The organism is Devosia sp. LjRoot16, assembly GCF_964252795.1.
Lineage (GTDB): Bacteria > Pseudomonadota > Alphaproteobacteria > Rhizobiales > Devosiaceae > Devosia_A.
This window is the reverse complement of the sequence record NZ_CAXUPH020000001.1, coordinates 61,814-85,987: the sequence shown is the minus strand read 5'-3', so window position 1 is coordinate 85,987 and position 24,174 is coordinate 61,814. Positions and strand designations below refer to the sequence as shown.

The window sequence follows — 24,174 nt, the reverse complement described above, 5'->3', positions numbered from 1 at the left end:
TCCACTGGAGCGATTTGCCCTGTGGGACGGCTCGAAGTCCCCCATAAAGGGGGAGGTGAAGAGGCGGGGCTCTGTCTTCGATTGTGCCACGCTCACTGGCGGGGCACCTCCCCCTTCATGGGGGAGGATGGGAGGGGGCCGTCTGTCTCAGTGGGCCCCCTCCCACGCGAGGAACTCAGCCGCCCAGCTGCTGCTTCAGGCGGGTGAAGGACTCGCTGAGCTCGGCGTCGGCGGCCTTGGTGCCGTCGGCGATGCTCTCCTGGCCCGACATCATCGCGGTGTAGTGCCGGATGAAGATCTTCTCGACTTCCTGGAAGTTGGCAGGCGAGGGGACAGGCGTCGTGAACGGCAGCGTCTCGTAGTAGAGGAAGGCGCTGGGTGGAAAGGCGAGGAAGGCCTCGGAGGACGCGGCCGACTTGCGGCCCGGCACGCCACCACCACGTTCGCCCTGCTCGCGCTGTGTCTCCTCGCTGGTGAGCTCGAGCACCAGCGCCTTGGCGAGATCGGCATTCGCAGCGGACTTGGCGATCGCATAGGCGCCGAAGCCGATGATCGTGGCTTCCTTTTCCTTCTGCGGCGGCACCGCGATGTCCATGTTGAGGTTGTTCTTTTTGGCGTTCTGGACGATCCACTGACCGCGATTGATCATCGCCACCTGGCCGGCGAAGAACTGGTTGTCCATCGCCTCGGCGCCCGGGATGGGCGAGACGCCGTCGACATGGATCAGGTCGTAGAGGAACTGCAGCGTCTCGGCGACCTTGGGATCCAGCATGTTTGATGCGGTCCAGTCGGCGCTGAGGATGTTGGTGCCGTTGGAGAAGAACCAGGGCAACACGAAGAAGTTCTGGTTCGGCACTTCGTAGCCGAACTGGCTGACGTTGCCCGAGCCGTCCTTGACGGTGAGCGCCTTGGCGGTCTCGCGGAACTGCTCCCAGGTCCAACCGCGCGCCGGGTAGGCCACGCCTGCCTTATCGAACAGGTCGCGGTTGTAGTTGATCATGATGTTGTTCCAGCCGATGGGGATGTAGTTGATGTTCCCCTTGTACGAGCCCTGTTCGAACAGGCTGGGTGCGAAGTCCGAGAAGCCGGAATTGGCAGCGACGAAGTCGTTGAGCGGCAGGAACAGGCCGCGCGCCGAGAAGGCCTGGAAGGTCTCGATGGCGGTGCCGTAGACATCGGCGGCCGAGCCCGAAGTGAACTGGCCCAGCACCTTGGTGACGTAGTCGCCCCAACCGGTCGAGATCGGGTCGATCGAGACCTCGACAGTCACGTTCGGATAGGCCTTGTTGAAGCGCTGAATGGCGCTGTTGATGCCGGCGAGCTCGGCATCGCCGCCGAATGTCTGCAGCTTCAGCGTTGCGGTGGCATCCGACTGCGCCACGGCACGGCCGAGGCCGAGTCCGGCGCCTGCCGCCAGTGCCGCCGAAGACACCAGCAGGTTACGGCGTGAAATCCTGAACATACTCAATCCTCCCTCTGCGCTATCAGGCGCTTGTCGCTGACCGATCCCCCGGTCGAAACGTTTCGTGTTGCTGCCCTTGTTAGACGCCGGCTGGAGTTCGGCTCCATCCGCCGCTGGTCATTTGCGAACACGAAACGTTTCGTATACAGCATTTCGCAGCGCATTTGGCAAGGGCCACGGCGACCGAGGATTTGATTTGGCAACCATTCGGGATGTGGCAAGGCATGCAGGCGTGGCCATTTCCACGGCCTCGGCGGCGCTGAACCGTTCGGCTCCGGTGAGCGCCGACGTGATCGCCAAGGTCGAGGAGGCGGTGCGCGAGCTGGGCTATGTGCCGCATGGCGGGGCGCAGAGCCTGAGGAGTGGCCAGTCGAGACTGATCGGCCTGATCGTCCCCTCGATCACCAACCCGCATTTCGCCGCCGTGGCGCGGATCATCGAGAATGTCTGCCTCAATGCCGGCTATCTCTCGATGGTGTTTTCCACCGGGCAGGATTCCGAGCGTGAGAACCATATCCTGCGCATGCTGCGCCAGCAGCGCGTGGCCGGGTTGATCATCATCCCCACCCGCTCCGACGCCGAGCACGGCGAGCGGCTCAGAAGCGAGATCCACGTACCGACCGTCCTGCTCGACATGTATGTCGAGGGGCTCGCCTACAGCGTCGTCAAGCTGGACAATGTCGCCGCCACCCGCATGGCGACCGAGCACCTGATCGGGCTCGGCCATCGCCGGATCGCCGTCCTCACCGGCATCGCCGAGCTCGCCACCAGCAAGGACCGCCTTGCCGGTTACCTCGAAGCCCATCGGGCCGCCGGCCTCACGGTCGACCCCGGCATGCTGCTCAAGGGCGACTACGACCAGTCGCTGGCCGCCAGCAGTGTGTTCGAGGTTATGCGATCGCCCGAGCCGCCGACGGCGCTGCTGTCGATCTCCAACATGATGACGCTGGGGGCGCTCCATGCGCTGCACGATCTCGGTCTCGCGGCTCCCGGAGATCTGTCGATCGTCGGCATCGACGATTTCGACTTTGCCGAACTCCTCGCGCCGCCGCTGACGGTGGTTCGCGTGCCGCTGGCGCCGATGGCCGAGCGGGCCATCGAGATCATGCTCGATCTCATTGCCGGCCGCCGCCGCCCGAGCAGCACGACGGACCTGTTCACCCCCGAACTGGTGCTCCGCAGTTCCACCATCCCTGCGCCGAAATCGGAATCCTAGGCCAGCCGCCTCGTCGATTGCCTGATCGTCAGCGCCAGCGGCAGATAGATATGCCCGGTGCCTTCCGCGTCCTGGGCAACGCCTTCGATCCGGTCGATCAGGCGGTTGGCGGCCAGCTGGGCGATGCGTTCTTCATCGAAGGTGACCGAGGTGATCTGCGGACGGGCAAAATCCCGGTGGCCGCTGCCGAACGAGACGAACGACACATCGTCGGGTACCCGCAGGCCATTGTCGGAAAGGGCGGCAAGCGCGCCCGTCGCCACCGCATCGTTGAAGGCCACCATAGCGGTAAATCGGCTGCGCGCCGCCAACGCTGCCTGCACCGCGTCGTAGGCCGCCGCCGCGGAGTAACCGCCGGTCGACACCAGCTCCAGCCCGGCCTCGCTGCCAGGTTCGTTGTCGGCATAGGCGGCGCGCACGCCGGACCAGCGTCGCTCGGCCGACCGGCTTGGCGTCGGGCCGACGAACAACACCTGACGATGTCCCAGCCGATGCAGGTAGTCGCCGATCTGCCGCCCGCCGCCGTCCTCGTCATGCAGGAAGCAGTCGATGTCGGCAATATCATAGGACCCCGACACGCCAACCATCGAGATGCCGCGCTCGGCGAGGCGTGACAGCCCAATCTCCGGGTGTCCCATGACCCAACTGAGCGGCAGGAACGCCCCATCCATCCTCAGTCCGATAATCCGGTCGAGCGCCTCGCGGGTCATTTCCACCGAGCCGTCGGTATCGAGCAGGAACACCGCGTAGCCGCGGGCATGCGCCACCGCCTCGACGGCCTTGAAGGTGCGGACGATAGCAACGTTGGTGATATCGGGCGTCAGGTAGGCGAGGGTGCGCGTCCGCTTGGCGTGCAGCGAGCGCGCCATATGGTTGGGTTGGAACTCGAGCTTTGCGATCGCCTCCCGCACCCGGCGGGCGCGATCCTCCGATACCGGCTTATTGCCGTTCACCACCGAGGACACGGTCGAGATCGATACGCCGGCTTCGCGGGCCACATCCTTGATGGTAGCGATTGGCTTGGACATCGACGGTCAGAATCCTCGAACAGTGGCCGCTCGCCTCGAGCAGAGCCAGATCGTCACGCTGACCGCAAGGGTATCGCAGTCGCTTACGCACTTGAGAAACGTTTCTTCAGAAGTCGCGATCTTGCCCTCATTTCTTACCACATGGCCCTGCTATTGCGTCAATCCACATTTGCGAAACGTTTCTCAAATTTCTTGACTTACGCAGATTCTGGTGCCGAGTATGGATGCATCGCCGGGCGCTATCCCGGTCGCTCTGGGAGGAGATCCATGCTCAAGACTGAGAAACTGCGGGGCCGGACGGGCGCTGCGCGGCTGCTGGCCGCCACCATACTCGCCGGCTCGCTATCGGTGGTCGCAACGCTGGCGCAGGGCGTCGAACTGACGCTATGGGCGCCGCCGACCTTCACGCCGACCGCCGGCCTGCCGGCGGTGGCCGACGCCTATAAGGACCTCTACGACCGGTTCCAGGCCGAGCACCCGGATATCACGCTGAAGTTCGAGATCCTGCCCAACGGCACCGAGGCGCTGCAGCAGTTGCTGACCGCCGCCACCGCCGGCAACCTGCCCGATCTCGCGGTGCTCGACGGCTTCTGGATCGCCCGGCTGGTCGAGACCGGCAAGCTTCAGCCGCTCGACGAGATGTGGCCGGCCGAGGCGCGGGCCGCTTTCTATCCGCAGGCCGTCGACGCCGTGACCTTCGAGGGCAAGGTCTATGCCGCCTGGTTCCACAATGCCTGGCGCGGCCTGTTCTACCGCCCCAGCGTCATGGCCGAACTCGGCTATACCGAGCCGCCGAAAAACTGGGACGAGTTCGTCGCGTTCGGCGAGAAGGCCAAGGCGGCTGGCAAGTCTGCCGTGATGCTTCCCGCCTCGGGTACCGAACTCACCGCACTCCACATGCTCTCGATGTTCTGGGGCCTGGGCGGCAATCTCGTCGACGATACCGGTAAGCCGGTGTTCTTCGATGGGGCCAACCGCGCGGCGCTCGAGCAGGTCTACGCCCTCTACCGCGAGATGGTCGCGAAGGGGATGATGCCGCTCGATGTCTCGACCATGGACGAGAGCGCCATCCGCCCGTTCTTCTACTCGGGCGAAACCGCCTCGGTGGCGCAGTCGTCCTCGGCGGTGACGCAGATGTACGCCGATGTCCCCGACCTCAAGGGCGATCTGGGCGCTTACAGCTATCCGCTGCCCGGCGGCGCGCAGGCTTCGCCGATCCTTGTCGGCTGGACTTACGGCATCTTCGCCGATGAACCGGAGCGCAAGGCAGCTGCGTGGACATTCGTCGACTTCGTGCTCAAGCCCGAGAACCTCGGCAAGCTCAATGCCGCAGCCGGCCACCTGCCGATCGTGCAGTCGATCTGGGACCAGGATTTCTACAACAACGACCCCTTGATGCAGCAGTTCAAGGCCATCTTCGATACCGGCGCCATGCGCGCCCGGCCCAACGTGCCGATCTACCCCACCATCACCAATGCCTGGGCCTTGCAGATGGCAGAAGTGCTGGCCGGCAACATCACCCCAGCGCAGGCGGTCGACAACGCCCGCGACCAGGTGATGACCGAGTATGACCGGATGTCGTCGCACTGAACTCCGCCCTATCCCGCGCCGGGCGGTGTTCTGCCGCCCGGCCCCGCCCACGACCATCACGGGGGTCTCAGATGGCTCGAGCCCGCTCGGCTAATGGCCTGTCGCGTCACCAGTACCTGTTCTTCATCATGCCGGCGATCCTGGTGGTGCTCGGCTTCACCGCCTATCCGGCGCTCTATGGCATCTGGATCAGCCTGACCAATCTCCACTTCGCCTATCCGGACTCCCGCTTCGTCGGGCTAGATAATTACGTGCGGTTCTTCACCTGGCCGGCGCTTCCGCAGGTCGCGACCAACACGGTGATATTCGTCACCTCGGTGGTGGCGTTGCAGCTGTCGCTCGGGCTGATGATCGCGCTGTTGCTCAACAAGCTGGTGTTCGGTCGCCGGCTGATGCGCTCCATCGCCATCCTGCCCTGGGTGATCCCGGCGGTGATCATCGGCCTGATGTTCCAGCAGCTGTTCTCGGGCAGCAAGCTGGGGATCATGAACACAGTGATCGCTATGTTCGGCTTCGAGACCCGCAGTTGGCTCTCCAACCCCTCGGAATCGATGGCGATCATGATCGCCTCTGTGGTGTGGCGCGGCGTGCCGCTTTCTATCATCCTGCAACTGGGCGGCCTGCAGACCATCGGCCGGGAACTCTATGAGGCTGCCTCGATCGATGGCGCGTCGCGCTGGCAGGTGCTGCGCTACATCACCATCCCGTCGCTGAAGCCGATCCTGCTGATCAACCTGATCATGGCGACGTCGGGCACGCTCAACCATGTCGATATTCCGCTGGCGCTCACCGGCGGCGGGCCGGGCAGGGCGACCGAAGTGCTGTCGCTCAGCCTCTACAACCAGGGTTTCCAGGTGCTCGACGCGGCCTATGCCTCGACCATCGCCACGGTGATCCTGATCATCAACCTGATCCTGACCGTCGCCTACCTGCGTGTCCTGAGGGTACCCAGATGACCACCGAAGCCATCGTCCATTCGCGCCCGCTCGCCGATCGGCCGCGCTATCGGCTGCCTGAGCTGGCGGTCACCTACGCCCTCTATGGCCTGCTGTCGCTGGTGGTGCTGTTCCCGCTCGCCTGGGTGCTGCTCGGCTCGTTCAAGAACCCGGGCGAAATCTTCGCCTTCCCGACGACCTTCTGGCCGCGCGACTTCACCTTTTCCAACTACACCGATGTCATCAATCGCACGGCGCTGCCGACCTATCTGTGGAACACGGTGATCGTCACCGCCTTCACCCTGGTCTTCTCGCTCGGCATCGGCACCGTCGCCGCCTACGGTTTCTCGCGCTGGGAGTTCCCGTTCAAGGATACCATCCTCGTCGTGCTGCTGATCCTGCAACTGATCCCCAGCACCGTGAACATCGTACCGTACTACATGATGCTCAACTCGCTCGACCTGTTGAACACCCATGCCGGGTTGATCATCATCTACACGGCCGGCAATGTCCCCTTCGTCATCTGGATCATGAAGGGCTATTTCGACACGCTGCCGCGCAGCCTCGATGAGGCGGCGGTGATCGACGGCTGTTCGATGTTCCGGGTGTTCTGGAGCATCATCCTGCCGCTGAGCCTTCCCGGGCTCTCCGCCGCCGGCTTCCTCACCTTCCTCAGCGCCTGGTCGGAGTTCCTCCTGCCGCTGGTGCTCGCCAATTCGCGCGAGGTGGCGGTGATGAGCGTCGGCCTGTTCAGCTTCTTCGGCACCGACAACACGGCCTATCACTACGCTTTTGCGGCCTCGGTGATGTCCACGGCGCCGGTGATCATCGCTTACCTCTTTGCACAGGAGTACCTCGTGTCGGGCCTAGCCAGTGGAGCCGAAAAATGATCGACGCAACCATCTTCCAGGTTGGTCGCCAACCGCAGCTCTTCGTCGACAACTGGCTCATCGAGCAGTCCGACAGCGTGACCCGCCGTTGGCACAAGCCCGAGCGTCTCGGCGCCGGCCCGGTGCTCAAGGCCGACCGGCCCTGGGAGCACACGCCCTACTTCACCTACAGCAACTTCAACGTGCTGAAGGACCCGACCGACGGGCTGATAAAGTGCTGGTACGAGGACCTTGGTCCGATGGCACCGTATCAGCGTCACCCCTGGCAGAACCGCATGCTCTACGCGGTGAGCGAGGACGGCGTCCATTTCGAGAAACCTCTGATGGACCGCGTGCTGGTCGATGGCCAGCGCACCAATATCTTCGCCGGCTATGTTGAGGGCGCTTCGCCCAGTGCGGTTAACCCATGGGCTGATACTGGCGTGCATTCCGCCGCCATCGTCATCGACCCCGAGCCGACGGATCCGGCGCAGCGCTACCGCATGCTGTTCACGCGCGCCACCGCGGACTATCGCCACAAGATCGACGTGGCGCATTCGGCCGATGGCCTCACCTGGCAGAGCTACGGCGTTCCGCCCAGCTTCGGCAATGCCGGTGGCCGTCTCTCGGATGTCTCGACCATTACCTATGACCCGGCGACGCGGCTCTACCTGCAATACACCCGGCACGGCCGAATGACCGCGGCCGGCGCGCCAAGCGATTGGCCCGGCGTTCCCTCCGGCTGGGGCGGGTGCTTCGCCAGCTACTGGCCCAACCGGCCCGACCTGATGAACAAGCGCCGGGTTTACCGCACCGTCAGCGCCGACTTTCTCAACTGGACCGATCTGGTCGCTGCGGTAACCCCCGACGATCTGGTCGACAACCTCGACGAGGCCTTTTACGGGCTCGGCCAGTTCCGGGTCGGCGGCCTGCATTTCGGCACGCTTGGCGTGCTGCAATATGTCGATAACGAAATGGAGGTGCGGCTGGTCTACAGCCGCGACGGCATCTCCTGGCAGCCGACCGACAAGGCCAACGCCTTCCTCGCGCCGCGGCACGGCGCGCACTGGGACAGGCACATGGTGTCGATCGTCTCGCCGCCGGTGCGGGTCGGCGACCGCTGGCATTTTTACCACGGCGGCTCCTGGGCGCATCATGACTATTGGTGGGCCGGCGGCCAGAAGCTCGATCACGACGAGGCCCGCGACCCCAGTGCCGAGGTTCGTTTCGGCATGGGCGTCGCCACGTTGCGCTTCGAGGGTCTGGTCTCGCTCGACAACCGCGGTCCGCGGCTGGGGCGGATCATCACACGCCCGCTCAGCACCGACGGCCGCTCACTCTGGCTCAACAGCCGCGGCAAGGGCGGCGCGATCCGTGTCGCCATCAGCGATTCCAATGGTCGTATCCTGCCCGGCCGCAGCTTTGACGACTGCACGTCGATCAGCGCCGACGGCGTCCGCAACCAGGTGCGCTGGACCACGGGCACCGCCCCCGACCCGGAAGGATCCGCGGATCGCTTCATCAAGCTCTGGTTCGAGATCGACGACGCCGAACTGTTCGCGTTCGGCTTCGACGACTAGGGGCGCCTCGTTACCCCGCGCCGGTCGCTGCCGGGTCGGGGACGGCGATCCAGCCCTGGGGCAGGAAGCCGCGGGCGTCGATCGGCCAGCTGGCGTCGGCGGGGAGTTGCGGTTTGCCGTCGACGCAGGCCCAGGTCCCGCTTGGCGCCAGCAACTGCTCGACATTGGGGTTGCGCTCGCAGAACTCGCGCATCTCCAGCACCGTTGGCGCCATGTCGCAGATCGGCCCGACATAGGATGTGCAGGCCAGCACCGCGCCCTCGAAGCAACGCCAGCGCACCCGGTCGCGCGCCGAGCCGGCAGGGATCAGCAGCGCGCTGGTCATTGCCATGACGGTGGCCGGGCCGCTGTAGCGATGGTCCACATAGTCGATCGTGCCCACGGCGCGGCAATAGGCGAAGGGGTCGTCGTAGCTTTCCGGCGCCGCCGCGGCAGCAATGCGCGTCGGCGTTGTTGCCGGCTCGCTGAGCAGCGGGGCAGCTGGCGTAGCGGGCGCTGCAGCGGCGGGCAGAGGGGCGGAGAGCGCCGCGACGGCCGGGGTCGCCGTGGCAGGAGCGTCGAGTGACCGGGCAGCAGTCGACGCATCGGCTGCCGTTACAGGCGTCGCCGGCGGTTGCAGTTTCGCTGCGGCAACAGGCGTGGCGGCCCCGGGGGCAGGCGCCTCGCCGCTGGCCGCGACCATCGGGGTGTTCAGTGGGCTGAGCAGGGCGTCGAGCGAGCCGTCGCGGTAGATCAGGTAGCCGCCCGCCGCAAGGATGCCGATACCCAGCACAGCGCCCACCGCCGCCAGCGCTGCGACCCAGACGCTGCCGCGTCGGGTCCTGCGCCGGCCCTGTGGCTCGCGCCGGGGTTCCGCCTCGCGCTTCCGCTCGCGGTTCTCCGGCTCGCGTCGCCGTACCCCGGGGTCCTGTTCCCGCATCTCGGCTCGCAGCTCGGGTGCAGCCTTGGTCCGCGGTGCTTCGGGTTCCGGCCGCAGCTGCTCGCGCCGCGCCTCGGCCCACATGTCGGGATCGTGCCGACGCGGCGGCTGCTGCGCATCGAGATCCTGCCAGCGCGGGGGCATGCTCGTTGGGCGAGAGGTGACCGTCACATCGTCGAGCGTCAGCGGAATGGCCCGCTTGGGCGGTGGCGCTGCGTCCTGCCGCGGCATCAGCAACGGGTCCATCCGCAGCGCTGCCTCGCGCTCGAACTCGCTGTCGACCTCTTCGGGCGGCTCGGCCGCGAGCTTCCGGTTGCGCCGGGCCAGTCGCCGCCGTCGCACCTGCAATTCCCCGGCGAGGAACGCGAACAGTGCCGCGATACCGGCCGCGCCTGCCGGCGCCAGCAGGTGGTAGGTGAACAGTTGTGGTACCGAGATGGCGACCACCAGCCAGCCCGCCGCCGCGCCGATCAGCAGCAACGCGGCAAAGCCCGGTGTCACCGTGGCGAGCACGCCGCCCAGCAGCGCGGCGCCGGCGATGGCGTACCAGATGATGGTGCCGAGCAGCCGCTCGTTCGAGGTCGTCGTCCAGAAGTCGAGGAATGGTGAAATGAGGTCGACGCGCAGCGCACTCGGCGCCAGGAGCGCAAACAGCCCGGCAATCAACCCCAAGAACAGCGCGGCAATTCTCACCGTTTATTTCCCCGATGGTCTTTGTTGCGCCCCCGCGGGCGAAGCATGCCCATGGGCGCACCCAAGCGCAAGTCGGCATGCGTGCTTGATGCACTGTAACCCGCCCATGTTGCTGTCGCGTATTGCCTTTCAGCCCGCTCTCGTGATGATGAAGGCATGAAAGTCCTCATCCTCGGTTCGGGCGTCATCGGCACCACCTCTGCCCATTATCTGGCGCAGGCAGGCCACGAGGTGACGGTGATCGATCGCCAGCCGGGACCGGGGCTCGAGACCAGCTATGCCAATGCGGGCGAGCTGTCCTACGGCTACGCCTCGCCCTGGGCCGGGCCGGGTATCCCGGTCAAGGCGATCAAGTGGCTGCTGATGACCGATGGCCCGCTGGTGCTCAGGCCCAAGCTCGATCCGCGTATGTGGATCTGGGGCCTGCAGCTGCTGGCCAACTGCACCGAGCGCGCTTATGCCGTCAACAAGGGCCGCATGGTGCGGCTGGCCGAGTACTCGCGCGACAGGATGATCGCCCTGCGCGCCGAAACCGGCCTCGCCTTCGACGGCCGCCAGCAGGGCACGGTGCAGCTGTTCCGCGAGCAGAAGCAGCTCGATCACGCCGCCGACGACATCGCCGTGCTGAAGCGGTACGGCGTGCCCTACGAGGTGCTCGACCCCAAGGGCTGCGTCGCGGCGGAGCCGGGGCTTGCCACGGCCACAGTGCCGTTTGTCGGCGGGCTGCGCCTTGCCAACGACGACACCGGCGACTGCAAGATGTTCACCGAAGCCCTGGCGGGGCGTGCCGCCAGCCACGGCGTCGCCTTCCGCTACGGCACCCGTATCGACCACATTGCCATCGAGGCCGGCGCGGTGACCGGCGTTGCCACCGACAAGGGCATGTTGACCGCCGACGCCTATGTCGTGGCGCTCGGCAGCTATTCGCCGCTGCTGCTGCGCCCCCTCGGCATTGGCCTGCCGGTCTACCCGATCAAGGGCTATTCGCTCACCGTGCCGATCACCGATGCCTCGGTGGCGCCGGTTTCGACTGTCATGGACGAGACCTACAAGGTGGCGACGACCCGGCTTGGCGACCGCATCCGGGTCGGCGGCACCGCCGAGATTGCCGGCTACGACACGACGCTCCACCCCGCGCGCCGCGGCCCGCTCGACCGCTCGCTGCGCGAGCTGTTCCCCAGTGCCGGAGATGCGTCGAAGGCCAGTTTCTGGTGCGGGCTGAGGCCCATGACGCCGGATGGAACGCCGGTGCTGGGGCGCTCGAAGTTCTCCAACCTCTACCTCAACACCGGTCACGGTACGCTTGGCTGGACCATGGCCGCCGGGTCCGGCCGCGTGCTTGCCGACATCATTTCCGGCCAGACACCCGACATCGAAGTCGCCGACCTCGGGCTAAGCCGTTACGCTTATGCCTCGGGCTAAGCCGTTACGCTTCCTGATCCGTGCTGCGCTCCAGCGGCTCGAAAACCGAGAGCTTGGGAACAGCCGGCATCGGCCCTCGCCTTTGGCGGCGAATTGGGCGATAAGCCGAGGATCGCTCGCCCCGGGACGTCATGCGCGCCTTACTGTTCGCCCTCGCTCTGCTGCTCGCCCCGTCGGCGCCGGTGATGGCGCAGGCGCTGCCCTATCACATCGATCCCGGCGCGCGCGAAATCGTCCCCAGCCTCGCCGCGGTGCCGTCGATCCGCTTTCTCACCACTGCCGACTTTCCGCCGTTCAACTTCCGTGACGACAAGGGCGAACTGGTCGGCTTCAATGTCGACCTGGCGCGGGCGCTCTGCGCCGATCTTGCCATTGCCTGCACGGTACAGGCCTGGCCATGGGATCAGGCAGCACGGGCGCTGGAAGACCGGCAGGGTGACGCATTGATCGCCGGGCTGGCGCTGACCCGCGAGAACGGGGCGCTGTTCGATTTTTCGCAGATTTACCTGATGCTGCCCGGCCGTTTCGTCACGCCCGTCGCTGCGGCCGCCGGGTTCGAGCCGGCATCGCTCGACGGCAAGCGGGTGGCGGTGCGCCGCGGCTCGACCCATGCCGAGTTCATCCGTCGCTACCTGCCGGCAGCCGGGCTGATCCAGTTCGACAGCGAGATCATGGCGCTCGATGCGCTGTCGAAGGGCGAAGCAGACGCCTATTTCGGCGATGCGATGCGCGCCTCGTTCTGGCTCAACGAGCATGTCGGCTGCTGCGAGTTCGCGGGCGAGGCGTATTTCCGTCCCGACCTGTTCGGCGATGGTCTGGCCGTCGCCGTACCGGCGGGCGCCGACGCCGTCCGCCAGGTCATCGACTACGGCCTCGCCCGGCTGAAGCGCTCGGGCGCCTACGACGAACTCTACCTGCGCTGGTTCCCGGTGAGTTTCTATTAGAGCGCTTTCAGGAAAAGTTGCAGACTTTTCCGGTTCGAAGGCGCGACCAAATCAAAAACCCAGAGCACGCACCGATTCAAAGAAGCGGTGAAATGCTCTAGGCCGCGCGCATGCGGGCGCGGGCGCTTGCTTCGATCGCGGCGGTGACCAGCCGGTCGACGTCCAGCCGATCGCGCACCATCTCGAGCAGGCGCAGCTCCTCCTGCGGCAGCTGCACGTCGACCACCGCGACCTCGACGGCGAGCGCGTAGGCGGTGTCGTGCAGGCGCTTCGGCACAGCGGCGATGGCATCGTTGAGCACCGTGTCGAGGCCGGCGCTGTTGGTCTTGTCGACCGCCGCGTTGGCCACCGCCGAGAGCCGCTCGAGGTCGAAATCGGCGAAGACCGGCGAGCGCACCACGAGGCTCCCGATCACGTCCAGCTCGTGGTCGGAGATGCCTTCGTCGGACGAGGCGGTAACCACCATGATGTGGATGAGAGCGTCCTGCAGGGAAATGGCCATCGGGTCCTCGAAAGCGAGATCAGGAAAGTTGCAGAGCTTTCCGGTTCGATCTTGCGACAACCAAGACCTGATCGAAAAGTCCCGCATAACTAGGCACCGCACCGGCGCTTGGCAAGGCGGGGCAGGGCGCTTCCCATTGACGCCCGTAGCCGGCTGGTGCAATTGAGCGCCTTCTCCCCACTCAGCATCTGAGGCCTGCCGTGCCCGCGCCGCTTCCGACCCTCGACCCCGCCTTCTTCGACGCCGCTCAGACGGCGCGCGCCTGGCCGTTCGAGGAAGCCCGGAAACTGGTGGCTCGGGTCGAGCGGCTGGGGCTGGAAGAAGTGCTGTTCGAGACCGGTTACGGTCCCTCGGGCCTGCCGCATATCGGCACCTTCGGCGAAGTGGCGCGCACCACCATGGTCCGCACTGCCTTTCGGCTCCTGACCCGCGACGAGATCCCGACCCGGCTGCTCTGCTTCTCCGACGATATGGACGGCATGCGCAAGATCCCGGAAAATGTGCCGGATCGCGCCGCACTCGAGCCTTACCTGCAGATGCCGCTGACCGCTGTGCCGAACCCGTTCGGCGGCGATTATCCGAGCTTTGGCGACCACAACAACACCATGTTGCGGCGCTTCCTCGATACCTTCGGCTTCAACTACGAGTTCGCCAGCGCCACCGAGTACTACAAGGCAGGGCGCTTCGACGAAGTGCTGCTGCGCGCCGCCGAGCGCTATGCAGAGATCATGGCGGTGATGCTCCCCAGCCTCGGCGAGGAGCGGCAGGCGACCTATTCGCCATTCCTGCCGATCTCGCCGATTTCGGGCCGCGTGCTCTACGTGCCGATGAAGCACGTCGATGCCAAGGCCGGCACGGTCACCTTTGTCGACGAGGATGGGCGCGATGCCACCCTGCCGGTCACCGGCGGGCATGTGAAGCTGCAGTGGAAGCCGGATTTCGGCATGCGCTGGGCGGCGCTGGGCGTCGATTTCGAGATGTTCGGCAAGGACCACCAGACCAACCAGCACCTCTACGACAAGATCTGCGCCATCCTCGGCGGCACCCCGCCCGAGCACTATGTCTATGAGCTGTTCCTCGACGACCTGGGCCAGAAGATCTCGAAGTCGAAGGGCAATGGGCTGACCATCGACGAGTGGCTGACCTATGCCGGCACCGAGACCCTCAGCCTCTACATGTTCCAGAAGCCGCGGGTGGCCAAGCGCCTCTATTTCGACGTGATCCCGCGCGCCGTCGATGAGTATTACCAGCACGTCGCCGCCTATAACGGCCAGGACGCGGCAGCGGCGCTCGAGAACCCGGCCTTCCACATCCATTCGGGCAAGGTCCCGGTGGTCGATATGCCGATCTCCTTCGGGCTGCTGCTCAACCTCGCCTCGGCTGCCAACGCGCACGAGAAGTCGGCGCTGTGGAACTATATCTCGCGCCGCCTGCCAGGCGAGACGCCGCTGACCAACCCCGAGCTCGACCGGCTCGCGGGTTATGCGGTGCGGTACTTCAACGACGAGGTGAAGCCGACCAAGACGTTCCGCGCTCCCACTGACAAGGAACGCGCCGCGTTGCAGGATCTCGCCGACCAACTCGCCGGCAAGGAAGCGCTCGAGGCCAAGGAACTGCAGGACATCGTCTATGCGGTCGGCAATGCGCACGCCTTCGATCCGCTGCGCGATTGGTTCGGCGCCATCTATCAGGTGCTGCTCGGCGCCGACCAGGGCCCGCGCTTCGGCTCGTTCATCGCGCTTTACGGCGTGGCCGAGACCCGCAAGCTGATCGCCGATGCGCTGGCCGGCAAGCTGGTCACCGCTGCCGATTGAACGGCTGACGCTCAGTCGGCGCGGAGGAACGCCACCGAGCGTTCGAACGCCGCCTCGGCGGCCGCGGCATCATATTCCGGCCGGTCGGCTTCGGCGAACCAGTGCGTGGTGTGGGGGTAGACGATGGCGGTGCTGGGCGCACCGGCGGCCACGAGCTTTCTGATCATCCCGTCCTGATCGTCAGCGAACGGGTCGGTCTCGGCGAAGTGGCCGAGCACCGGCACCTTCAACCTGACTTCGCGGTCGGCGTAATAGGTGACGACGCGCCTGAGCGGCAGCTCCTCCTGTAGCTGCAGCAACTGGAAACCGCCGAACGAAAAGCCCAGCCCACTGACGCCACCGGTCACCGCCGCATGTGCGGCCAGGGTGCGGACATTGTCGGCGAGCAGCGCCGGGGCCGATTGCCAGTAGCGCTCCAGCAGCCCCTGCGCCGCATCGCGCTCGGTCGCGACGTTACCCTCGAAGGCGTCGGCCAGCCCGACGACGAAGCCGCGCTCGGCGAGGCGCCGGCCAAAATCCAGCACTGTCTGGTTGCGGCCCCACCACGGATGGATGAGCAGCACACCCAGCCCGCTGCCGTCAGGGGGCAGGACGATCTCGAGTTGTTCGGTCACTGGCTGGCCCAGACGATGCGGCCCATACCCTCGACGTCCTTCATCGCGAGGATGCGCGGTGGATGGGCGGGGTTGAGCGAGTGGAGTTCGACCAGCTTCGGGGTCAGCCGGTACAGCACTTTGACCAGCACTTCGCCGGCCCTCGTGCGCACCACCACGCGATCGCCGCGGCGCATCTGCATGGTGGGGGACACCACGATGATGTCGCCATCGCGATAGAGCGGTTGCATCGAGTCGCCCGAGACTTCGAGGGCGTAGCTGCCGTCCTCGGGCGCCGACGGGAAGGCCACCTCGTCCCAGCCCTGGCCCTGCGGGAAGCCAGCCGCATCGAAGAAGCCGCCCGAGCCGGCTTGTCCGAGACCGAGCAGTGGGACAGACGACCGCGTAGCGTTCGGCGCCCGTACCTGCAGAAAGGCGCCGCTGCCGGCGAGGAAGGCATCGAAACTCTCGTTGGTCGCTTCCAGCACCTTGGCGACGCTCTCGGTCGAAGGCCAGCGCTTGCGCCCGTCCTTGCTGATCCGCTTGGATCGGTTGAACGCGGTCGCATCCAGACCCGCAAGCCGCGCCAGCCCGGACGCCGACAGCCCGTGCCGTCCGGCGATCGTGTCGATGGCGTTCCAGATGTCGCTATGCGAGAGCATGCTTTCCGGTCGAGCTCCCCGAGGAATGCTGTCTCCGCGCGGAAACAAGTCCTATCCAAAACCTGGCCCAGACGCTTGTAAAGCGGGCCGGACCAACTTGTGATCGGCGGCCTGACTCTCTAGGGTCCGGCGCGTTCGATCCAAGGAGCATGCCGTGGCCACCCCGGAGTTCATCTACAAGGTCGCGAGCCGCGAGATCTATGACGCCTCGCTGGCCGCCGGCCGCTTCGTCGGCCAGCCGATCGACCTCAAGGATGGCTACATCCACTTCTCCAGCGCCCCACAGCTCGGCGAAACCATCCGGCTCTATTTCGCCGGGCTCGGCGATCAGGTGCTGTTCCAGGTGCCCGCGGCGCCGCTCGGCGAGGCGCTGAAATGGGAGGCATCGCGCGACGGCGATCTGTTCCCGCATCTGTTCGCCAGCTTGCCGATGTCGGCGGTTTCCAACATGACACGGCTCGATGTCCCGGCTGACGGTCTCGTCTCACTGCCGGATTGGGTCAAATGATCTTCTCGCGTCTCTCCCCGCTGCTCCGTATGCCGCTGGTCTCGGGCCTGACCCGTGACACGCTGCTGAAGATGGACCCCGAGATCGCCCACGGCGCCACCATCGCGGCGCTGCGGCTTGGCCTCGCGCCGGAGCAGGAGGGCGTCGATCCCCCCGAACTGCACATCACGCTTTGCGGGCTCGACCTCAAGAACCCGGTCGGCATGGCGGCCGGCTTCGACAAGAATGCCGAGGTGCCCAAGCCGCTGGCCCGCATGGGCTTCGGCATGGTCGAGATCGGCACGGTCACGCCGCGCCCGCAGGTCGGCAACCCCAAGCCGCGGCTGTTCCGGGTCACCCCGGCCGATGGGGTGATCAACCGCATGGGCTTCAATAACGAGGGCCATGACGCGGCCTTTGCCCGGCTGAAGGGTGCGCATGTCGGCGCCATCCTCGGGGTCAATATCGGGGCTAACAAGGACTCTGAGGATTTCGTCGCCGACTATGTCACCGGCGTCACCCGCTTCGCCGAGGTCGCCGATTACCTGACGGTCAACATCTCGTCCCCCAACACCCCCGGCCTCAGGAACCTTCAGGCCGACGAGGCGCTGACGCGGCTGCTGGCCGCGGTGCTGAAGGCCCGCTCCAAAGCCTCGGTGCGCGTGCCGGTGCTGCTGAAGATCGCCCCCGATCTCGACGAGAAGGCGCTCGACGGCATCGCCAAAGTGGTGCTCGCCACCGATCTCGACGGGCTGATCGTCTCCAACACCACGCTGAGCCGCGACCCGGTGCAGGGCCTGGAGAATGCCACCGAAACCGGCGGCCTCTCCGGCAAGCCGCTGTTCAACCTCGCGACGCAGAAGCTGGCGCAGGTCCGCCAGCGGGTGGGCAAGCTCCCGATCATCGGAGTTGGGGGCATCCACTCGCCCGAGAGCGCCGTGGCCAAGTTCGAGGCCGGCGCCGACGCGATCCAGCTCTACTCGGCCCTGGTGTTCGGCGGGCTCGATATGCTCGACCGGCTGAAGCGCGGGCTGAGCGCTGCGGTGCGGAGCAGGGGTTTGAAGTCGGTATCGGAACTGACCGGGCTGACGACGTCGGAATGGGCTTCGGGCAAAGCTAGCCTCTAGCGTTCGAGCGTGGGGCCACCCCCACCCTTGATCCCTCCCCACAAGGGGGAGGGAGATCTGACTGCAAGCTATCGGTTCCTGCGTCTCCCTCCCCCTTGTGGGGAGGGCAGCAAAGCTTGTGAGCGAAGCGAGCTAGCGTCGCTGGGTGGGGCCTTGCTCTTGCGCTGCTACGCGTCAAACAACCCCGCCTTCTTCCGCTCCAGCGCCCACCAGTAAAAGCCGGCGCGGCAGAGGAAGAACAGGTGGATCGAGATCCATAGCCCGGTATTGCCGAACGCCCCCTGCAGCACCACGGCGGCGGCGAGGAACAGGCCGAGCGCCAGCACCATGCCGTTGCGCATCACCGTATTGAGCGTCACGCCCACCAGAATGCCGTCGAACACGAAGGCCGGCATGCCGGTAAGCGAGGAGAGCGCCGCGACCCACAGGAACATCCGGGCATATTCGCGCACCGGTTCGCTCGTGGTCATGAAGTCGATCAGGTACCAGCCGCCGGCGAACCAGACCAGCGCCAGCCCGACCGCGATCAGCGTCCCCCAGCGGAACGCGAGGGTGTAGGCGCGGTCGAAAGCCGGCCGCCAGTTGGCGCCGACCGCCTTGCCGCAGAGCTGCTCCGCTGCCTGGGCGATGCCATCGAGGAAGAAGCCCGAGATCATCAGGAAGTTGAGGAGGATGGCGTTGGCGGCGAGCGGCACTTCGCCCAGCCGCGAGCCCTGCGCGGCAAAATAGGCGTAGGCCCCCATCAGCGCGATCGAGCGGATCATCAGATCGCGGCTGAGCCCGAACATCCGCTGCAGTGCATGGCCGTGGAACAACTCGTCCGGCACGATCAGCGCCATGATTTTTCTGAAGCCGCCGAAATGCCGGACCAGGAATATCAGCCCGAGGAGGCACGCCGCGGCCTGGCCGATCACCGTCGCCAGCGCCGCGCCATGCGGGCCCCAGCCAAAGCTCATCACGAACAGGATCGACAGCGGAATATCGATGCCGTGGATCAGCATCTGCAGCATCATGCCGGTTTTGGCCTGCGCCCGGCCATAGAACCAGCCGAGCAGCGCATAGTTGATCAGCGAGAATGGCGCCGCCCAGATCCGCACCTCGAAATACTGCTTCAACGCCTCGGCGACACCGGCGGTCGGCGCCATCGCGAGGTTCGCCAGCGCCAGCAGCGGCAGCTGCAGCGCGATCATCAGCACGGCGGCGATCACTCCGATGCCGATGGCCCGCGCCACATGCAGCAGGCCGTCGCGCGGGTCGCGCGCCCCGATCGCCTGGGCGGTCAGCCCGGCCGTGCCGGTCCTCAGGAAATACGCCATCGAGAAGATGAAATCGAACACCAGCGCGCCCAGCACAACGCCGCCCAGCATTGCCGCATCGCCCTGCCGGCCGATCACCGTGATATCGACCAGCCCGGCCAGCGGCTCGGTGATGAAGGCCACCGAGGCGGGCAGCGCAATGGCCCAGACGTCGCGCGAGCGCACGTCGAACGGATAGGTCGGTCGGGTCAATTGGGCCGTCTGAACTGGAGGCGAGGTGGGCGATTCGATGGAACGGGCTAAACTCTACGCCAGCCGTGCGGCCCGGTCACGCCTCCGCCGGTTCTGGCAACAGCAGTATGACGAGGGCAAGGCCGATCATCGAAATGAACTCGAAGGCCTTCTGCTGGCCGTTCCAGGTTTCCGACTGCCACATGGCGAACCACTCACCGCCGACGACGACGAAACCCAGTCCGAACAGCAGAAAGCCCATGGTGAGGCCGGCAGCGGCGATGCCCTTGGCGCGGGCGAACCCCGAACCGGAGACGGCCGCGAGCAGCCGGATCACGCCGATCCACAGCACCAGCGCCGTCAGCGCCTCCCAGCCGATAATGCCCCAGTATCCGGCGCTCTGCAGGTTCGGGTCGGTGACCGCCCGCCACTTCAGCGTCGAATTGGGGAAAATGGTGTCCATGCTCAGCACATGCTGCACGAACTGCCAGTTGCTGTCGTAGTCGGTGATGTTGCCGTAGGCGATGACCGAAAAGAACAGCGCCACCACCGCCACGAAGCCGATCTTGCAGAAGCGAACAAGCATGGACCTGACCCCGCCGCCGAGACGCCTTAGATGCGTAGCAGGCGCATGGGCGCGGCGGTAGCCGGGTCAGCGCTCGGTCACCAGATCTATGGCGATATCGGCACGGCCGCGGGAGCGTTTTACCAGATCGTAGTTGGCGAGGTCGACGCGCTCGATATGTTCGCGGTTGCGCTCGGCGGTGAACAGGCCATGCTCGGCATGCCGTGCCAGCAGCCTCGCCTTCACCGTGTGGCGCGGCAGGTCGATGAACACCGCAAGGTCGAGCAGCGGCCGCACCTGCCACCACGGCGCATTGGCCAGCAGCAGGTAGTTGCCCTCGACCACCAGCACCCGCGCGCCAGCCGGAACGATGAAGGCGTCGATCACCACGTCCTCGATTTCGCGCGAATAGCCGGGGCCGCTCACCTGCACCGTCGCCGCCTTCACCCCAGCGAGGAACTCAGCGAACGCCGCGCCTTCGAAAGTGTGCGGCGCCCCCTTGTCCTTCACCGTGCCGAGGCTCTCGAGCTTGGCGTGCCGCATGTGAAAGCCGTCCATCGGCACATAGGCGGCCAGCTCAGGGGTCGTCGCGTTCAGCGCCTCTACCAGCTTCACCGCCAGCGTCGATTTCCCGACACCCGGCCCGCCGGCGAGCCCGATGGCGATGCGCCCGTCGTAGGTGGTCAGCATGTGCTGCACCCGCTCGACCAGCAGCGCCAGCGCCGCCTCCGGCCTCAGTTGCAACACTTGCTGTTCGTTGTCGTTCATTGGCGGGCCTCCGGCCGTCCTTGGTAATGGATTCCCGAGGCGGCGGGAATGAAACGTTGAACATTTGCGCGTGCTGCCCCCCACCCCTGTCCCCTCCCCGCACGGGGGAGGGAGACCAAAACACTAACGCCAGTGGAAGCGTCTCCCTCCCCCTTGCGGGGAGGGGACAGGGGTGGGGGGCACAGCCACCGGCTTGCCTCTTGTCGCTGAACCTTCCGCCCCCCATACTAGGCACAAACCGGGAACGCCCCTTGCCCCTCCGCTCAGAGATCACCGACTGGTTCGCCGGCAAGGGCTGGGCGCCGCGCGCGCATCAGCTTGCGGTGCTGGAGGCGACCGAGGCCGGGGACTCGGCGCTGCTGATCGCCCCGACCGGCGCTGGCAAGACGCTGGCCGGGTTCCTGCCCACCATCAACGACCTGATCGAGCACCCGCGGCCCGGGCTGCACACGCTCTACCTCTCGCCGCTCAAGGCGCTGGCGGTCGACGTGCAGCGCAACCTGATGACGCCGATCAGCGAGATGGGCCTTGGCATCAGGGTCGAGGCCCGCACCGGCGATACTCCGTCACACCGGCGGCAGCGGCAGCGTTTCGATCCGCCGCAGATCCTCTTGACCACGCCCGAGCAACTGGCGCTGCTGCTGAGCCATCCGGACTCCGGCAAGCTGTTCGGCTCGCTCCGGCGCGTCGTGCTCGACGAGCTGCACGCCATGGTCACCAACAAGCGCGGCGAGCTGATGTCGCTCGGTGTCGCGCGGCTCGGCTCGATCGCGCCCCAACTCCGGATCACGGCGCTCAGCGCCACCGTGGCCCGCCCGGACCTGTTGCGCGATTGGATCGCGAGCCCGGTGCCGGGCGCCGAGGCGCGGTTGCTGATGGGGCAGGGCGGAGCGAAGCCGCATATCGAAATTCTGAAGTCTGAGCAGGTGATCCCTTGGGCCGGACACTCCTCGCTCTACGCCATCCCCGATCTCTACCGCACCATCAAAGAGCACAAGACGACGCTCTTGTTCGTCAACACGCGCAGCCAGGCCGAGATGCTGTTCCAGGAACTCTGGCAGGCCAACGAGGACATGCTGCCCATCGCCATGCACCACGGCTCGCTGGCAGTGGAGCAGCGGCGCAAGGTCGAGGCGGCGATGTCCGAAGGCCGGCTCCGCGCGGTAGTCTGCACCTCGACGCTCGACCTCGGCATCGACTGGGGCGATGTCGATCTCGTGGTGCAGGTCGGCGCCCCCAAGGGCGCGAGCCGCATGCTGCAGCGCATCGGCCGCGCCAATCACCGGCTGGATGAACCGAGCAAGGCGCTGTTCGTCCCCTCCAACCGCTTCGAGGTGCTGGAGTGCGAGGCAGCGCTGGAAGCCGTCGAGCACAACCACCAGGACAGCGAGGATCCGGTATCGGGCGGCCTCGATGTGCTGGCGCAGCACATCCTCGGTATGGCCTGCGCCGATGCCTTCGATCCGCTTGCACTACACGCCGAAATCCGCCGCGCCTGGCCCTATCGCGAGCTCAGCTGGGAGCAGTTCGAGCGTACCGTCGATTTCGTCGCCACCGGCGGCTATGCGCTGCGCGCCTATGAGCGCTATGCCAAGCTCCGCCAGACCGGCGACGGCAAGTTCCGCATCTCCAACCCACAGGTGGCCCAGCAATACCGGCTCAATATCGGTACCATCGTCGAGGAGCCGATGGTGAAGGTGCGGCTGGTCAAGGGCCGCGGCTTCACCAAGGGCGCCACCACCGGCCCGATCGGCCGCTTCGGCCGGGTGCTGGGCGAGATGGAGGAGTACTTCTTCACCACCCTCACCAAGGGCGACACGTTCCTGTTCGGCTCGGAGATCGTCGCCTACGAGGGGATGTTCGAGAGCGAGGCCTATGTCTCGCGCTCGCAGGGCAAGGACCCGAAAATCCCCTCCTATATGGGCGGCAAGTTCCCGCTCTCCACCTTCCTCGCCGACGGAGTGCGCAAGCTCCTCGCCCATCCCGACCAATGGCACCTGTTGCCCGACCAGGTGAGCGACTGGCTGCGTCTGCAGCAGGAGGCCTCTATCCTGCCTGCCGAGGACTCGCTGTTGGTCGAGACCTTCCCCCGCGGCGCGCAGAACTATCTCGTCTGCTACCCGTTCGAGGGGCGGCTGGCGCACCAGACGCTGGGGATGCTCTTGACCCGTCGGCTGGAGCGGGCCCGCGCCCGCCCACTCGGCTTCGTCGCGTCTGACTACTCGCTCGCCGTCTGGGGCCTGGGCGATTTTTCGGCGCTGATCCGCACCGACCGGCTGTCGCTCGACGACCTGTTCGACGAGGATATGCTGGGCGACGATCTCGAGGCCTGGCTCGACGAGAGCCAGCTGATGCGCCGCACTTTCCGCAACTGCGCCATCATCGCCGGGCTGATCGAGCGCCGGCACCCGGGCCAGAAGGAGAAGACCGGGCGGCAGATCACCGTCTCCTCCGACATCATCTACGATGTGCTCTACCAGCACGAGCCCGACCACATCCTGATCCAGGCCACCCGCCGCGACGCTGCCCGCGGGCTGCTCGACATCGAGCGGCTCGGCCACATGCTCGCCCGCATCAAGCGTCACATCGTGCACAAGCCGCTCGACCGAATCTCGCCATTGGCGGTACCGGTATTGCTCGATATCGGAAAGGTTCCGGTGGTCGGCGAGGCCCGCGAAAGCACCATGGCCGAAGCCGCCGAGGAACTGATCGCCGAGGCCATGGGCGTCAGCCCCGCGTCAAGCGAGATGAGGAAACGGGCGAATTGACTTCAGCCTGGGCAGCGCGCACTGCCCCGATCGATGACAGGGGCGACCCCGTGTACCTGCATTTCGCCGGTCACAGCTTCGAGCCGCTCCCCTCGGGCGCCCTGTGGTGGGCCGCCGAGGGCGTGTTGCTGGTCGCCGACCTGCACCTAGAAAAGCTCTCGTCCTTCGCCAGGCGCGGCAGCCTGCTGCCGCCCTATGATACCGGGCTGACGCTGCGCCGCCTCGAGGCCGACATCGCTGCGACCGGCGCAGCCGAAGTCATCGCGCTGGGCGATAGTTTTCACCGCGACGAGGGCACTTCGACGCTGCAGCCGGCCGACCGCCTGCGGCTCGCCACCCTGATGGGCAAGGCCCGTTGGACCTGGATTTCGGGCAACCACGATCCCGCCCCGCACAGCCTCGGCGGCGTTTGCGTCACCGGCCTCAGCCGCTCCGGGCTGACGCTGACGCATGAGCCCGGAGCGGGGCAGGGCGTCATCGCCGGCCACCTCCACCCCGCTGCCCATGTGGCGATGAACGGCCGCTCGGTGCGCCGCCCCTGCTTCGTCCACGATGGCCGGCTGTTTGTGCTCCCCGCCTACGGCTCCGCTACCGGCAGCCTCAATATCCTCAGTCCGGCATTCGTCGGTCTGCTGCACTGGCCGACCCTCGAGGTGGCGATGATCGGGCGGGGGCGGGTGTACCCGGTGAGCCCGAAGCGGCTGGTGCCCGGCTCCGACTGGTAGCTGCTTGGCGACCTCGGT

Annotated in this window: 21 protein-coding genes; 12 read left to right on the top strand and 9 right to left on the bottom strand. The window is 66.2% G+C overall.

What is annotated here, in order from left to right; all coding sequences use genetic code 11:
* Window positions 1-175: 175 nt before the first annotated feature.
* Window positions 176-1,462, bottom strand: coding sequence for an ABC transporter substrate-binding protein (locus ACSQ23_RS00415; RefSeq protein WP_055887652.1), 1,287 nt, complete (start codon window positions 1,460-1,462; stop codon window positions 176-178).
* Between the two features lie 214 nt (window positions 1,463-1,676).
* Between ACSQ23_RS00415 and ACSQ23_RS00410 the strand changes: the two genes are divergently transcribed.
* Entirely contained in the window at window positions 1,677-2,678 is a 1,002-nt protein-coding gene (locus ACSQ23_RS00410; RefSeq protein ID WP_436090554.1) for a LacI family DNA-binding transcriptional regulator, read from the top strand.
* On the opposite strand, the gene ACSQ23_RS00405 is transcribed toward ACSQ23_RS00410, so the two are convergent.
* Window positions 2,675-3,706: a LacI family DNA-binding transcriptional regulator gene (locus ACSQ23_RS00405; RefSeq protein ID WP_436089365.1), complete on the bottom strand. Its 1,032-nt coding sequence runs from the start codon at window positions 3,704-3,706 to the stop codon at window positions 2,675-2,677. The genes ACSQ23_RS00410 and ACSQ23_RS00405 overlap by 4 nt on opposite strands.
* Window positions 3,707-3,973: 267 nt before the next feature.
* Here ACSQ23_RS00405 and ACSQ23_RS00400 point away from each other — a divergent pair, with 267 nt between their 5' ends.
* The 4 genes from ACSQ23_RS00400 (at window position 3,974) to ACSQ23_RS00385 (ending at window position 8,680) form a co-directional block, all read left to right on the top strand.
* Entirely contained in the window at window positions 3,974-5,296 is a 1,323-nt protein-coding gene (locus ACSQ23_RS00400) for an extracellular solute-binding protein (protein ID WP_436089364.1), read from the top strand.
* Between the two features lie 71 nt (window positions 5,297-5,367).
* A complete protein-coding gene (locus tag ACSQ23_RS00395) occupies window positions 5,368-6,252 on the top strand; it encodes a carbohydrate ABC transporter permease (protein WP_436089363.1) in 885 nt (294 codons plus the stop codon).
* Window positions 6,249-7,121: a carbohydrate ABC transporter permease gene (locus ACSQ23_RS00390; protein WP_056002546.1), complete on the top strand. Its 873-nt coding sequence runs from the start codon at window positions 6,249-6,251 to the stop codon at window positions 7,119-7,121. The genes ACSQ23_RS00395 and ACSQ23_RS00390 overlap by 4 nt, the downstream gene beginning before the upstream one ends.
* Entirely contained in the window at window positions 7,118-8,680 is a 1,563-nt protein-coding gene (locus ACSQ23_RS00385; protein ID WP_436089362.1) for a hypothetical protein, read from the top strand. Before ACSQ23_RS00390 ends, ACSQ23_RS00385 begins: the two co-directional genes overlap by 4 nt.
* Before the next feature lie 10 nt (window positions 8,681-8,690).
* Here ACSQ23_RS00385 and ACSQ23_RS00380 read toward each other — a convergent pair whose 3' ends face one another.
* Window positions 8,691-10,292 (bottom strand): hypothetical protein, encoded by a 1,602-nt coding sequence (locus tag ACSQ23_RS00380; RefSeq protein ID WP_436089361.1) that lies wholly within the window; start codon window positions 10,290-10,292, stop codon window positions 8,691-8,693.
* 156 nt (window positions 10,293-10,448) lie between these two features.
* On the opposite strand from ACSQ23_RS00380, the gene ACSQ23_RS00375 reads away from it, so the two are divergent.
* Together ACSQ23_RS00375 and ACSQ23_RS00370 are read left to right on the top strand one after the other, a co-directional pair.
* A complete protein-coding gene (locus tag ACSQ23_RS00375; RefSeq protein WP_436089360.1) occupies window positions 10,449-11,714 on the top strand; it encodes a D-amino acid dehydrogenase in 1,266 nt (421 codons plus the stop codon).
* Between the two features lie 131 nt (window positions 11,715-11,845).
* Window positions 11,846-12,658: a transporter substrate-binding domain-containing protein gene (locus ACSQ23_RS00370; protein ID WP_055887637.1), complete on the top strand. Its 813-nt coding sequence runs from the start codon at window positions 11,846-11,848 to the stop codon at window positions 12,656-12,658.
* 97 nt (window positions 12,659-12,755) lie between these two features.
* Here the strand turns inward: ACSQ23_RS00370 and ACSQ23_RS00365 are convergent, their stop codons facing one another.
* Window positions 12,756-13,160, bottom strand: coding sequence for a tellurite resistance TerB family protein (locus ACSQ23_RS00365; RefSeq protein ID WP_055887634.1), 405 nt, complete (start codon window positions 13,158-13,160; stop codon window positions 12,756-12,758).
* 161 nt (window positions 13,161-13,321) lie between these two features.
* Here ACSQ23_RS00365 and ACSQ23_RS00360 point away from each other — a divergent pair, with 161 nt between their 5' ends.
* Window positions 13,322-14,974 carry a lysine--tRNA ligase gene (locus ACSQ23_RS00360; RefSeq protein ID WP_436090553.1) on the top strand — a complete coding sequence of 551 codons (1,653 nt, stop codon included), beginning with the start codon at window positions 13,322-13,324 and terminating at the stop codon, window positions 14,972-14,974.
* An 11-nt stretch (window positions 14,975-14,985) separates the two neighbouring features.
* Here ACSQ23_RS00360 and ACSQ23_RS00355 read toward each other — a convergent pair whose 3' ends face one another.
* Together ACSQ23_RS00355 and ACSQ23_RS00350 are read right to left on the bottom strand one after the other, a co-directional pair.
* A complete protein-coding gene (locus tag ACSQ23_RS00355) occupies window positions 14,986-15,588 on the bottom strand; it encodes a dienelactone hydrolase family protein (protein ID WP_436089359.1) in 603 nt (200 codons plus the stop codon).
* Window positions 15,585-16,229 carry a S24 family peptidase gene (locus ACSQ23_RS00350; protein ID WP_436089358.1) on the bottom strand — a complete coding sequence of 215 codons (645 nt, stop codon included), beginning with the start codon at window positions 16,227-16,229 and terminating at the stop codon, window positions 15,585-15,587. The genes ACSQ23_RS00355 and ACSQ23_RS00350 overlap by 4 nt, the downstream gene beginning before the upstream one ends.
* A 154-nt stretch (window positions 16,230-16,383) precedes the next feature.
* On the opposite strand from ACSQ23_RS00350, the gene ACSQ23_RS00345 reads away from it, so the two are divergent.
* Complete coding sequence (locus tag ACSQ23_RS00345) at window positions 16,384-16,737, top strand: DUF952 domain-containing protein (RefSeq protein WP_436089357.1); 354 nt, start codon at window positions 16,384-16,386, stop codon at window positions 16,735-16,737.
* Window positions 16,738-16,766: 29 nt separating this feature from the next.
* Window positions 16,767-17,843 (top strand): quinone-dependent dihydroorotate dehydrogenase, encoded by a 1,077-nt coding sequence (locus ACSQ23_RS00340; protein WP_436090552.1) that lies wholly within the window; start codon window positions 16,767-16,769, stop codon window positions 17,841-17,843.
* A gap of 167 nt (window positions 17,844-18,010) precedes the next feature.
* Here ACSQ23_RS00340 and ACSQ23_RS00335 read toward each other — a convergent pair whose 3' ends face one another.
* The 3 genes from ACSQ23_RS00335 to ACSQ23_RS00325 form a co-directional block, all read right to left on the bottom strand.
* The gene (locus ACSQ23_RS00335) at window positions 18,011-19,351 is read right to left on the bottom strand and encodes an MATE family efflux transporter (protein WP_436089356.1); all 1,341 of its coding nucleotides are present in this window, start codon (window positions 19,349-19,351) and stop codon (window positions 18,011-18,013) included.
* Window positions 19,352-19,427: 76 nt separating this feature from the next.
* Window positions 19,428-19,916, bottom strand: a complete 489-nt coding sequence (locus tag ACSQ23_RS00330) for a DUF2165 family protein (RefSeq protein WP_436089355.1) — start codon at window positions 19,914-19,916, stop codon at window positions 19,428-19,430.
* A 66-nt stretch (window positions 19,917-19,982) separates the two neighbouring features.
* Entirely contained in the window at window positions 19,983-20,663 is a 681-nt protein-coding gene (locus ACSQ23_RS00325) for a nucleoside/nucleotide kinase family protein (protein ID WP_436089354.1), read from the bottom strand.
* Between the two features lie 200 nt (window positions 20,664-20,863).
* Here ACSQ23_RS00325 and ACSQ23_RS00320 point away from each other — a divergent pair, with 200 nt between their 5' ends.
* Together ACSQ23_RS00320 and pdeM are read left to right on the top strand one after the other, a co-directional pair.
* Complete coding sequence (locus ACSQ23_RS00320) at window positions 20,864-23,431, top strand: ligase-associated DNA damage response DEXH box helicase (protein ID WP_436089353.1); 2,568 nt, start codon at window positions 20,864-20,866, stop codon at window positions 23,429-23,431.
* Window positions 23,428-24,156: a ligase-associated DNA damage response endonuclease PdeM gene (gene pdeM / locus ACSQ23_RS00315; RefSeq protein ID WP_436089352.1), complete on the top strand. Its 729-nt coding sequence runs from the start codon at window positions 23,428-23,430 to the stop codon at window positions 24,154-24,156. The genes ACSQ23_RS00320 and pdeM overlap by 4 nt, the downstream gene beginning before the upstream one ends.
* Window positions 24,157-24,174 lie beyond the last annotated feature (18 nt).

Excerpts from the sequence above, each read along its gene's own strand:
- ACSQ23_RS00350 (WP_436089358.1), bottom strand. The coding sequence starts at position 16,229 with ATGCTCTCGCATAGCGACATCTGGAACGCCATCGACACGATCGCCGGA.
- ACSQ23_RS00340 (WP_436090552.1), top strand. The coding sequence starts at position 16,767 with ATGCCGCTGGTCTCGGGCCTGACCCGTGACACGCTGCTGAAGATGGAC.
- ACSQ23_RS00385 (WP_436089362.1), top strand. The coding sequence starts at position 7,118 with ATGATCGACGCAACCATCTTCCAGGTTGGTCGCCAACCGCAGCTCTTC.
- ACSQ23_RS00325 (WP_436089354.1), bottom strand. The coding sequence starts at position 20,663 with ATGAACGACAACGAACAGCAAGTGTTGCAACTGAGGCCGGAGGCGGCG.
- ACSQ23_RS00365 (WP_055887634.1), bottom strand. The coding sequence starts at position 13,160 with ATGGCCATTTCCCTGCAGGACGCTCTCATCCACATCATGGTGGTTACC.
- ACSQ23_RS00330 (WP_436089355.1), bottom strand. The coding sequence starts at position 19,916 with ATGCTTGTTCGCTTCTGCAAGATCGGCTTCGTGGCGGTGGTGGCGCTG.
- ACSQ23_RS00375 (WP_436089360.1), top strand. The coding sequence starts at position 10,449 with ATGAAAGTCCTCATCCTCGGTTCGGGCGTCATCGGCACCACCTCTGCC.
- ACSQ23_RS00415 (WP_055887652.1), bottom strand. The coding sequence starts at position 1,462 with ATGTTCAGGATTTCACGCCGTAACCTGCTGGTGTCTTCGGCGGCACTG.
- ACSQ23_RS00395 (WP_436089363.1), top strand. The coding sequence starts at position 5,368 with ATGGCTCGAGCCCGCTCGGCTAATGGCCTGTCGCGTCACCAGTACCTG.
- ACSQ23_RS00370 (WP_055887637.1), top strand. The coding sequence starts at position 11,846 with ATGCGCGCCTTACTGTTCGCCCTCGCTCTGCTGCTCGCCCCGTCGGCG.
- ACSQ23_RS00405 (WP_436089365.1), bottom strand. The coding sequence starts at position 3,706 with ATGTCCAAGCCAATCGCTACCATCAAGGATGTGGCCCGCGAAGCCGGC.
- ACSQ23_RS00400 (WP_436089364.1), top strand. The coding sequence starts at position 3,974 with ATGCTCAAGACTGAGAAACTGCGGGGCCGGACGGGCGCTGCGCGGCTG.
- ACSQ23_RS00390 (WP_056002546.1), top strand. The coding sequence starts at position 6,249 with ATGACCACCGAAGCCATCGTCCATTCGCGCCCGCTCGCCGATCGGCCG.